Source organism: Aminobacterium sp., assembly GCF_034926885.1.
Taxonomy (GTDB): Bacteria; Synergistota; Synergistia; order Synergistales; family Aminobacteriaceae; genus Aminobacterium.
Map to the genome: position 1 here is coordinate 1 of NZ_JAYFQR010000031.1, position 10772 is coordinate 10772.

The window sequence follows — 10772 nt, forward strand, 5'->3', positions numbered from 1 at the left end:
AAGCCGCAACTTCCATTCCGCCACTACTATTGGACAGGGTGAGCCCATTTATCTTTGAATTGGCGGGAGCCAATCGTACGGACTGGGATTCCCGCCATTCACTTTATCACGTTATCAGGAAGCAAACTATGGCCCCTTACAGAAAAACGTTTAACGGAACGTATAACGACGTTATCTGCTCTTTTCGATAATATGGCTGATGCTGTTTTTCTTCACGAGATAGATGAAGATGGAGTGCCGGGAATATTTGTTGAAGTTAATGAGGGAGCCTCTCAAATGTTGGGATATTCCCGAAATGAATTGCTCGGTAGTTCTCCAAATTCAATCGATATTTTTTTAAAGAAACAGGACATACTGATACTTGTGAGGCAACTTTTTCTAAATGGACATCTTACTTTCCAATCTTTTCTTAAAAAAAGAGATGGATCAGCTGTTCCCGTTGAAATTCACGCACACCTTTTTTCGTTTCAAGGAAAGCCCATGGTTCTTTCTATTGCTCGTGACGATTCAGAACGAAGAAAAAACGAAGCCTTGCTTATGGAAAATGAGGAATTTTCTTCATCAATCCTTGATCAAAGTCCTAACGCTATTTTTGTCGTTGGTTCTGATACACGAATTCAGTATGCCAATAAATCTTTTGTGAAACAGTTTGGATATTCCTCAGAAGAAATTTTGAAACGTCCTGCTCCCTATCCATGGTGGAGAGAGGATTATTGGCTCAATATGGGAGAACTGCGTATTGCTATGCATGAAGGTGTCATAGGTAAGGAAAAACGCTTTGTAAGAAAAGATGGCGAAGAAATATGGGGGGAAATAACAGCGGTTCCTATTCGAGACAGCGATGGGCGGCTTCAGTATTGTGTGGTGACTTGGAAAGATTTGACTTCATATAGAAAACTTGAAGAACAAATAAGTTTACATCAGCATCAATTACAATATTTGTCCTCTGAATTATATGTGGCTGAAGAACGGGAGAGGCGACGTATTTCCACAGATTTGCACGATAGCGTGGGACAAAATCTGGCACTTTCCCATATTAAGCTTGAAATGCTTAAGAGTCAGATTAAAGAGAAGAGAGAAAAAGATGTTGTTCAGGATATCCTCTCGCTTATAGATCGTTCTATACAGGGAATGAGAACTCTTATTTTTGAGTTGAGTCCCCCAATGCTTTATGAATTGAGTTTCCATGCGGCGGTGGAATGGCTTATAGATAAAATGGAAGAAGAGCACGGTCTATGTATCGTTTTTAATGATTTTCTTGTGAGCGATGAAATTCCAATGGATATAAAAATTTTCCTTTTCAGAGCTTTGCGAGAACTTTTAATGAATATCGTAAAACATGCTAAAACGAATGAGGCGATTATAACCATTTCTCGCTTTGATCCATGGACAGTAGCGCTAGAGGTTAAGGATGATGGCGTTGGATTCGACCTTTCTATGCTAAGAGAGTTGGGACGGGATCCCAGTAATTTTGGTTTGTTGAGTATTCGAGAGAGAGTAAATTATCTTGGTGGCTTTATGCAGATACAAACTCTCCTTGGTGAAGGAACCAAAGTTACTCTTTTTGTCCCTGTAGAAAAGGAGGAAGAAAGGTTCGGTGACGTTCATGAAGAAAGTCAGGATTCTGCTGGCTGATGATCATCAAATTCTTCGAGATGGGTTACGAACTCTTTTAAACACTCAGGATGATATGGAGGTTGTAGCTGAGGCAGATACGGGACGAAAGGCTATTGAGATGTCCCTATCGAATCATCCAGATGTTCTTGTTATGGATGTCGTTATGCCGGAACTCAATGGGATAGAAGCTACAAATCAGCTTAAAAAAGAGCTTCCGGGAATTAAAGTGCTCGCATTATCAATGCATGCTGATCGTCATTTTGTTGCAGAGATGCTTAAAGCTGGCGCTTCCGGTTTTTTGTTGAAAGAGTGTGCTTTCCATGAATTAGCCCAGGCTATCCGATCGATTATCAGCGGAAAAATGTATCTGAGCCCGAGTATATCAAAATGTGTTATTGAGGAGTATGTGGGATATCTTTCAGGAGAAGGGAAAGAGGAAACTGACTCTATAAGTGCGTTGAGTCACAGAGAAAAGGAAGTTTTACAGCTTATAGCAGAGGGAAAAGGAAACCGCGAAATTGCTCGTACCCTTCATATCAGCGTGAAAACTGTGGAGACGCATAAATATAATATTATGCGCAAAATAAATCTTCACTCTGTTGCGGAGCTTACGAAATATGCGATTAAGAGCGGATTGACTCCAATGGATTAAGTGATTTCCTGATGTCTTTTTAAGTGAATAGCGTGAAAGGGGCAGGGGTGTATCCCTGCCCCTTTCAGTTTTCTCCCGATATTCAATTTTAATCGATAGACGTACCCTTTATATCGAGCTTAGACGGCTCCAGCTCTTTCGCTGGAAAGGGGGTCGTAGAGATGCCCGCCACATGCGGGTACACCTGATAAGTTATTACTTTCTAGCGGCGTAAAGGGATCTATGGAGTATAGGGCTATCTGCAAAAAAGGGAGGAAAAAAAGATGAAAAAAGTATTTCTTCTGTTAGCAGTTGTAGCCATGGTAGCTTTTGCTGCAAGCGCAGTTTTTGCGGTAGAAGCCCCCATGACCATGGAAGAGGCAGGGTTCGATACATCATGTCATCCGACATGCTGCACTCCGTATGACACGTTGAAAATCAACTGGAAGGTTATACCGATTAACTGCCTGATGATCAAACAGGAAGAGATCAATATGGCAACTCACATCGGATGTGTAATTCCTTGGTGCGATGAAGAGTGCATTTGGTACGCCATTATCGCAACAGGCACCGATGAGAGAAAGGTTGTCGGTAAGATCAATCTCGATATGCCCGATCACGTAACACTGTGGGCAAAACTTAAAGCTCCTTATGGAACAAGTGCTGTCGGAACACCAAACTGGACAGAACTTTCCACGGAGTACGTTGATCTCGTAACAGGTATATCCAAAGTTTGTGGAGCCTGGGGAAAAGGCGGTTTGAAGCTTTGCGCTGGCCCAGATGCTCAGAAAGCTGCTGGAACCCGAATCCTTACCCTTCTCATTCAGGACGCATAAGGGGTAATAAAAAGGGCGGCACTCGGGGGGGTGCTGCCCTTTTTTGTCAGTCGGGAGGGAAATAAAAAATGAGTGGAACTACGGTAATATCACGAGTCGTTCTTCTTGTGTTTCTCGTTGTTTTTTCTCCCCTGAGCGGGCGTTCAGAGGCTATGGAACTTATTGCCTTGGGAAGTTGGTCATCTCTTGTTATCGGTGCTTCAGCTTCCAATGGCCGAGGTATACGAGAGAGTGATCCCTCCATTGTAAGCCTAGGCATTATCAATACGCGGGATCAATATGCCTTATGGAACCTGGAGGCAAAGATCGTTGAGGGAGCACAGATACCTGAGGGAATACAGATCTGGATTCGCCGCACAGGTAATGGTATGGGAACAGGTTGGGTTCGGGGAGGCACTTCGTATCAGCTTCTCGATCCATCAGGAGCCACCCTTTTTACGGGAGCAGGAGATAGAAGTCATATAACGCTTCAATTGAAAATAACAGGTATTACTCCAGAAACACCGAAAGGCGTATATGCTCCACATATTGCATTTACGGTGGTGGATTTATGATGAGAAGAAAACTATTTTTCATATGTTTCTGTGTAACGGCGATTCTTCTATTTGTAGTCCGTCCGGAGTTTGCTCTGGCAAGTAATGTGGATGTTGAGGGAGATTTAACATATCGTTTTACAGTAACGCCAGGACAAGAAATTCGTGGACAGATTATAGTAAGAAATAACGATAAGGAACAACAGGTTCAAGTGGCCATCAACCAATCTGACTATTTATGTTTTGCTGATGGAAGCAACGATTATGGTGAGCCTGGAAGTATTGCTCGTTCTAATGCATTGTGGATGACAATAACACCTCGTCAGCTTGTCATTCCTGCGGCAGGAACGGCAAGCTTTAATTATGTGATTAATGTGCCGAAAGAGACGACTCTCTGCGGATCATACTGGAGTCTGATCATGGTTGAACCTATAGATCAAATACTGTTGCAACCTCCTATTGATGCAGATGGCAACATGGCTTTTGGAGTAATGACGGTCTTTAAATATGCCATCCAAATGATTACAGATATCGGAAATACGGGAGTTCGCGATATAGAGTTCGCTGATAAAAAGCTTATAAATGCCGGGGGCGTGTCTGTTTTAGCACTCGACATTGCAAATAAAGGGGAACGTGTCATTCGTCCTGTCGTCTGGGCTGAACTTTACGATGAGCAGGGTAACCATGCTGGCCGCTTTGAAGGGGGAAGGCGATGGATTTATCCAGGGAGCTCATGTCGTTTTGAGATTCCGTTTAAAGATGTTAAGGCGGGTCAATATAAGACCCTCATTATCGCTGATGGTGGAGAGGAAGAAGCTTTTGGCGCTCAGTATGCCCTGATACTAAAGTAAAGAGGGTGAACACTATGACAGGCGGAGGGCAGAAGCGAGTATTTAGAGTTCTACTTTTTCTCGTTTTTATATTATGGCTGCTTCCTGGCCTGACATGGGCACAGACAAAGGGATACGGGGTTGAAGTTCGAGCTCGTTCCCCATTACAGATTAGTACAAAACCAGGACGCATTGTCAGTATTAGCGTTCTTGTGACAAGCTATCAGCCTGCACTTGAAACATTTATAGAGGAAATTGATTTGCCTCAGGGGTGGCAACCTCTTATGCCCCCTGGGCGATTTTCAATTCCTTCGAGAGGAAGCGTGACACGTGTTCTTGCTTTTCAGATTCCTCCCTCAGCTCGAGTTGGAGATTATGAAGTAGTTTATTCTGTAAAAAACAGGCGGGATTACGGGGTATATGATGAAGAGATTTTCACAGTATCCATTCTTGCTGTTGAAGGCGTAGAGCTTATTTTAGTTAAAAAACCGGTAGCCATTATAGCGGGGCAGCACTATGAAGCTGATTTGCAGCTTATTAATAGGTCGAATACGACACGTACCTACTCTATAGACCTTCCTGATCGTGACGAAAGGTTTCCTGCTACCATCTCTCCAAATGAAGTAACATTGAATGCGGGTCAAAGCGCCGATTTGAAATTAAAGGGGAAAATTTTTCAAGGAAGCACTTCTCGATTCCATTTTGTTGAAGTTCGAGCCGTTGTAACTGGAGATGGGGGTCCAGATGCTACAACTCTTGTTGTCGATCTTGATGTTATTCCAAGAGGAGGAGGGGAACTTGATATATTCCACGTTCTTCCTACAGTGCTTTCAATTAGTGCCATGGGCAATACTGGAGGAGATGGGGTACATATTGAGTGGAGCGGTGAAGGTTATCTTGATGAGGAGCGCACCAAAAGAATTGATTTCCTCTTTAGGGGACCTGATACAGACGATTTCGGCATCTATGGAGATGTCGATGAATATTGGCTGAATTATTTTACTGAGACCTACTCTTTTTATCTTGGCGATCAAGGATACCCTCTCTCTCGATTAACGTCTTCTGGGGCTTACGGCCGAGGTATAGGTTTTGCTTATGAACCTATAGGAACAGGCTTTGGTGGAGGTTTACACTATGTAAAAAGCCGTTGGGGAACGCCGGAAAAAAAAGAATATGGTTTTTATGTTAGTCATAAAGTAGAAGATAACCTTGAAATAAGATTTAATGCCCTTCAAAAAGAAAGAAAGGCATATGGAAGCAAACCGGATATAGAAGACAAAATATGGAGTGTCAGTGCGGAATACAGACCATGGGTTCATACATTACTTGAACTTGAATATGCTATTTGTGACACAGACAGAGAGGAAGCTCTTGACGACGACGCAGCTTATAGAGTCTATTTAAGAGGAAGAATGAATGGGAAGATCCCTTACTCTATTACAAAAGTAAGAGCTGGCACTGATTTCTGGGGATACTACCACGATTATGACTATATAAGTGCAAGCGTCGGCTATCCCTTTAGCGATCGTTTGCAGGGAAACATATCGTGGTATCAATATAAAGATAATCTCAACCTCAGACAGGTTGATGCAACATCCCAAACCTTTGAAGAACTTCTTCAGGTCTACTTTGATTATGAATTGAGCGATGGCTGGTATCTGGCTTTGGGGTACGATACTTTTACCATGGAAGATCGCTTGTTACCAGCTGAATATAATTATCATGAAAATTCGTGGTGGCTACGAGTAGGGCGGAGTATGGAGCGTTATAGTTATTCCTTTGAAGCGCGATATGCGGACCAGAGCAATCGTGTAAATGGCGAGAGTGCTACGGCATGGAATTATAACGTTTCTTTAAGTTACCAGCTTACTCCTGAACTTTATGTTTCTATTTATGGAGGCTTTGGAGATAACGATGCTCTTGCAGATAGTTACCTCATGAGATCTTCTAGTAACAGAGGTATCTCAATAATTTGGGATATTACTCCCACTCTTCAACTCTCCTGCTGGTACACAAGATACTCATATGAAGAAGATTTTGCAGATAATAGCGAACAATATGAGTTTATTGCAGAGCAAACTTTCGAAGACGAAAGCCGGCTTCGTTTTAGAATACAACGTAATGATAACAGTGGTGAAATGGAAACATCCTACTCTGTTACCTATGTAATCCCTATCGATATCAAACTTGCCAAGAAGAAAAATGTTGGAGTCTTACAAGGTCTCGTATATGAAACTATTGCTGAGGAAAAGCGAGGTATTCCTAATGTGGTTCTTGATATTGAGGGCCAATCTGCCGTTACTGATGAAAAGGGAATGTTTCTATTCCCCAGCCTTCTTCCTGGGGCCTATCTGTTGAAAGTTGATAGGGCTTCTCTCGGAAATCGTGTGCCTAATCGTAAAGTTCCTATTACTGTTGAGATTGCAGGTTATGGGGAGGTTACATCGATGGATATAGGAATTATCGATGGCGTTTCTTTAAATGGCACAGTCGTTCTTATAGATCCAGATGCAGGGAAAGATAAACCTGCCGACTTAGAAGGAAATAAAAGCTACCTTGTAGGAGATACATTGCAGGAAGATGGATTTCTTGAACCTGGTGGATTACAGAGTGTACTTGTGGAATTAAAAAATGAGGACGAGGTCCATCGTCGAATTACAGATAGTTGGGGACGTTTCCTCTTTGAGGGATTGCGGCCAGGGAAGTGGGTTTTGAAAGTGTACGACATTAATATCCCTTCGTCATATCGTATTGAGTTCCCAGAGCAAAGCATTGATTTGGGGCCTGGGGATGCAAAAGTTGTTGAGGCTAAAGTCTTACCTCGAAAAAGAACGATAAAGTTCCTCGAAGAAGGAAGAGTCGTTATGAAACCTGGTGAGAAGTGAGGTGTGACAACATGGTGCGAAAATTATTTATTTTAGGATTTCTTATAGCCTTTCTTCTCTCCTGTGACTCGTCAGAAGGGGTCGATAGAACGGTTGCTTTCGTGAATATTTCTATTGAGGTTGTGGAGCAAAATGCTATTTCGGTTATTCAACAACCACTTTCTTTGCATAGCTACATTAATGATAGAGGAGATGCGGTTCCCTTATCGTATATAGTTACGGCTACCGGTCAGACGCCTCGTGTAGTTACAGGACGTTTAGAAGGGAATTTGCCGGAGGGTGTTCATCTTTTTGTACGGCTTGATGCCCCTATACGAGGCGAATCCACAGGCCTTCAAGAGCTAACTTCTCAAGAAGTTGAGTTATTGACGGATGTGTGGGGAATTTATAGTGTTCAGGGAAGTGGGGTGGTTCTTCTTAAGGCAGCGAATGATACCGCACGAAGTTTGGGACAAATTCAAATTCGTCTTGCGATACGAGAAACGTAAGGAGGCGTTAGAGACATGGGGGACCTTTATTCTCTTCGCAAAGAGCGAGACTATCTCTCTCGAGAATCGACTCGAAAGAGTATGGATCAACGAGAGTGGGAAATTCGTTACTTAAAAATCCTCGAGGATATCTATAGAGAAGAGCAGAAACTACGAGGACGCAGCTTGCCTAAAAGAAAAATCAACCGTGAAAATAGATCATATCCAGATTGAATAAAAGGCCTTCCTCAATAGGAGGAGAGGCCTTTTATTTTTTCTTCTGGTGTAAAATAAATAGTACTTAATAAATTTTACGTATCTGACGAGGTGGTACCTGTGCCTTTAAAAATTGGCATTGTATCTATAGTTGTTTGTTTCTTTTTTTCTTTGGTGGGAACACCTGTTTTGTATGGGATGGATAATATAAATGCTTTTGTCTCTATTCCTCCACAGGCTTATTTCATTAGGGAAATCGGTGGAGATCGTGTTAATGTGCACATTATGATTCATCCTGGAGATGACCCTCATACGTATGAGCCGAAGCCCGGACAAATGGCTTCTTTTGCCCAAAGCCATCTTTATTTTGCGATTGATCTTCCCTTTGAAAAGAGACTTTTGGCAAAAGCTCTTTCTTTAAATCCGTCTCTTCGTATTATTGATACTTATAAAGAGATAGATCAAATGCCAGGAGACCTTCATGACCCGCATATTTGGCTCGCCCCTTCCCTAGTAAAAATACAGGGACGTGCTATCCGTGATGCTTTCATTGAAGTTGATTCTCAACATGCAGATGAATATAAAAAAAATTACATCCAATTTTGTCGCAAAGTTGATGACGTGGATTCAACTATACGCAGCTTGTTGAGCCATACGATGAAAAGGGATTTTATTGTTGTTCACCCTTCATGGAGTTACTTCGCTCGCGAGTATGATTTGAATCAGTTGTCGATGGAAGTCGAAGGTAAGGAGCCTAAAGCTTCAGATTTAGTATCTCTTATTACCTTAATGAGAGAGAAACAAATTAATACTATTTTTGTCTCTCCGCAGTATTCCAAGAAGATGGCAGAAAATTTGGCTCGGGAGACAAAAGCAATTATTCGTGTTATTGACCCCCTCGCTGAGGATTGGGAGAAAAATATGCTTGAAACGGCTCAGGCCATAGGAGAAAGTCTGAAATGAGCGAGATCCAGTCAATATTGTTTGAAAATGTGTCATTTGCCTACGAAAATGGAACAAAAGTGCTCGATAGAGTTTGTTTCGAGGTCCCTAAAGGTGAATTCTTAGTCATGATAGGTCCTAATGGCGGAGGAAAAACGACATTATTAAAGCTTATTCTGGGACTCGAAAAGCCTCTTTCTGGAAAGATTGCTGTGTTGGGAAAAAGCCCTGATCAAGCTTCTGCATCAGTTGGCTATGTCCCTCAAGATGCAGGTCGCAATAGAGACTTCCCCGTGACTGTTTTTGATGTTGCTTTAATGGGACGCCTTGGGTGTGGAAAGAAGACTACATTTAGTGAGGAAGATAAGAAAATTACCATGGAGGCCCTTGAACGTATAGGTTTAGCTGAAAGGCGTGACGATCTTATGGGTGAACTCTCTCAAGGGCAACGCCAGAGGGTGTTGATTGCAAGGGCGCTGGCCTCTCGTCCAGAAATTCTTCTCATGGATGAACCTTTTGCCAGTATTGATCCTGAGACCAGAGGAGTTCTCTATGAAGAACTCGCTTCTCTTGCCGGGAGCATTACGATTTTGCTTGTAAGTCATGATTTATCCGTTATTGCAAATGGAGCTACCGCTGTCGCATGCGTATGTGGGGATGTCTACTATCATAATTCGGCAGAAATCACAGAAGAAATGTTACAGATGGAGTATGGAGGAACGTGTCCAGTTGAGCTTATTGCTCACGGTTTGCCTCATAGAGTTTTAGCCCGTCACGATCATTTAAAGAAGGAGTTACATTCCCATCATGATTAATCTTTTGCAGTATGAATTTATGCAAAACGCTTTTTTGGCTGCCTTTTTAGCCAGTATTCTATGCGGCATGATGGGGAGTCTCGTTGTAGTGAGAAAGCATGTTATTGTTGCCGGAGGAATAGCCCACGGAGCATATGGCGGTGTTGGCCTTGCTTTTTTCTTAGGGATATCTCCTATTTTTGGTACGATGGTGTTTTCTCTTGTGCTGTCACTTCTTATTGCGTGGATAACATGGCAAAAACCAGAACGAGCCGACTCTATAATAGGAGTTCTTTGGGCTGTAGGAATGGCTATAGGTGTAATATGTATAGATTTAACACCTGGATACGGTGCAGATTTAATGAGTTATCTTTTTGGGAGTATCCTTACTGTCTCAAAAGGTGACCTCTTTGCCATGCTCGGAGTCATTCTTCTCTCATTCGCCTTGGGCTTTCTGTATCATAAAGAATTATTAGCTTTTGCATATGATCCTGATTTCGCAAAGACAAGAGGGGTTCCTGTCGCTTTTTTGCATTATGTTGTTATTATCTTAATCTCAATGACTGTCGTTCTTCTAATTCGAGTTGTTGGGCTTATTCTTGTCATTGCTCTTCTTACTATTCCCCCTTCTATAGCAGAACGTTGGAGTCATTCTCTCTATTCTATGATGGGCAGGGCTTTCCTTTTAAGTTTATTTTTTTCATTTGTTGGGTTGTGGCTTTCTGCTCTTTTAAATGTAACTGCGGGAGCTACAATTATTCTCGTTTCCGCTATAGGATATGCCCTTTCTCTTTTGTTAAAAAAATAGGATCAAGAGTCTCTTTTTATGGAGACTCTTGATCCTTATTATGGCGAAATCTTTATGCTATTTTTATTGGTTCTTATTTCTGCCAGTTCAAAGCGAAATGTGCAAAAAGAGCTGACCCTATCCACAACGTATCTTCATCGATATCAAACTTCGAATTGTGGTGAGGATAGGTCTGTCCCTTTTCAGGATTGCTTCCGGCATGGAAGAAGAAGG

General features: G+C 42.2%; 11 protein-coding genes. All 11 read left to right on the forward strand.

All coding sequences use genetic code 11. The annotated features are described in order from the left end of the window. Positions 1 to 54 precede the first annotated feature (54 nt). The 11 genes from VB083_RS11000 (at position 55) to VB083_RS11050 (ending at position 10559) form a co-directional block, all read left to right on the forward strand. A complete protein-coding gene (locus tag VB083_RS11000) occupies positions 55 to 1635 on the forward strand; it encodes a PAS domain S-box protein (RefSeq protein ID WP_323402053.1) in 1581 nt (526 codons plus the stop codon). Further along, complete coding sequence (locus VB083_RS11005; protein WP_307880089.1) at positions 1607 to 2269, forward strand: response regulator; 663 nt, start codon at positions 1607 to 1609, stop codon at positions 2267 to 2269. The genes VB083_RS11000 and VB083_RS11005 overlap by 29 nt, the downstream gene beginning before the upstream one ends. A gap of 263 nt (positions 2270 to 2532) precedes the next feature. Continuing rightward, positions 2533 to 3084: a hypothetical protein gene (locus VB083_RS11010; RefSeq protein ID WP_307879663.1), complete on the forward strand. Its 552-nt coding sequence runs from the start codon at positions 2533 to 2535 to the stop codon at positions 3082 to 3084. A 68-nt stretch (positions 3085 to 3152) separates the two neighbouring features. Continuing rightward, positions 3153 to 3638 carry a hypothetical protein gene (locus tag VB083_RS11015; RefSeq protein WP_213690016.1) on the forward strand — a complete coding sequence of 162 codons (486 nt, stop codon included), beginning with the start codon at positions 3153 to 3155 and terminating at the stop codon, positions 3636 to 3638. Further along, positions 3635 to 4468 carry a hypothetical protein gene (locus VB083_RS11020; protein WP_307879664.1) on the forward strand — a complete coding sequence of 278 codons (834 nt, stop codon included), beginning with the start codon at positions 3635 to 3637 and terminating at the stop codon, positions 4466 to 4468. The genes VB083_RS11015 and VB083_RS11020 overlap by 4 nt, the downstream gene beginning before the upstream one ends. A gap of 14 nt (positions 4469 to 4482) precedes the next feature. Further along, the gene (locus tag VB083_RS11025; RefSeq protein ID WP_323402054.1) at positions 4483 to 7332 is read left to right on the forward strand and encodes a hypothetical protein; all 2850 of its coding nucleotides are present in this window, start codon (positions 4483 to 4485) and stop codon (positions 7330 to 7332) included. Between the two features lie 11 nt (positions 7333 to 7343). After that, complete coding sequence (locus VB083_RS11030) at positions 7344 to 7820, forward strand: hypothetical protein (RefSeq protein WP_213690013.1); 477 nt, start codon at positions 7344 to 7346, stop codon at positions 7818 to 7820. 15 nt (positions 7821 to 7835) lie between these two features. Then, complete coding sequence (locus VB083_RS11035) at positions 7836 to 8033, forward strand: hypothetical protein (protein WP_213690012.1); 198 nt, start codon at positions 7836 to 7838, stop codon at positions 8031 to 8033. A 102-nt stretch (positions 8034 to 8135) separates the two neighbouring features. After that, complete coding sequence (locus tag VB083_RS11040; protein ID WP_213695140.1) at positions 8136 to 8978, forward strand: metal ABC transporter solute-binding protein, Zn/Mn family; 843 nt, start codon at positions 8136 to 8138, stop codon at positions 8976 to 8978. Further along, positions 8975 to 9772 (forward strand): metal ABC transporter ATP-binding protein, encoded by a 798-nt coding sequence (locus tag VB083_RS11045; RefSeq protein WP_213690010.1) that lies wholly within the window; start codon positions 8975 to 8977, stop codon positions 9770 to 9772. The genes VB083_RS11040 and VB083_RS11045 overlap by 4 nt, the downstream gene beginning before the upstream one ends. Then, positions 9765 to 10559, forward strand: coding sequence for a metal ABC transporter permease (locus VB083_RS11050; RefSeq protein ID WP_213701436.1), 795 nt, complete (start codon positions 9765 to 9767; stop codon positions 10557 to 10559). The genes VB083_RS11045 and VB083_RS11050 overlap by 8 nt, the downstream gene beginning before the upstream one ends. Positions 10560 to 10772: the final 213 nt, after the last annotated feature.

Bases quoted from the DNA above. Each gene is read 5' to 3' on its own strand.
- VB083_RS11005 (WP_307880089.1), top strand. From the start codon at position 1,607: ATGAAGAAAGTCAGGATTCTGCTGGCTGATGATCATCAAATTCTTCGA.
- VB083_RS11010 (WP_307879663.1), top strand. From the start codon at position 2,533: ATGAAAAAAGTATTTCTTCTGTTAGCAGTTGTAGCCATGGTAGCTTTT.
- VB083_RS11015 (WP_213690016.1), top strand. From the start codon at position 3,153: ATGAGTGGAACTACGGTAATATCACGAGTCGTTCTTCTTGTGTTTCTC.
- VB083_RS11020 (WP_307879664.1), top strand. From the start codon at position 3,635: ATGATGAGAAGAAAACTATTTTTCATATGTTTCTGTGTAACGGCGATT.
- VB083_RS11025 (WP_323402054.1), top strand. From the start codon at position 4,483: ATGACAGGCGGAGGGCAGAAGCGAGTATTTAGAGTTCTACTTTTTCTC.
- VB083_RS11030 (WP_213690013.1), top strand. From the start codon at position 7,344: ATGGTGCGAAAATTATTTATTTTAGGATTTCTTATAGCCTTTCTTCTC.
- VB083_RS11035 (WP_213690012.1), top strand. From the start codon at position 7,836: ATGGGGGACCTTTATTCTCTTCGCAAAGAGCGAGACTATCTCTCTCGA.
- VB083_RS11045 (WP_213690010.1), top strand. From the start codon at position 8,975: ATGAGCGAGATCCAGTCAATATTGTTTGAAAATGTGTCATTTGCCTAC.
- VB083_RS11050 (WP_213701436.1), top strand. From the start codon at position 9,765: ATGATTAATCTTTTGCAGTATGAATTTATGCAAAACGCTTTTTTGGCT.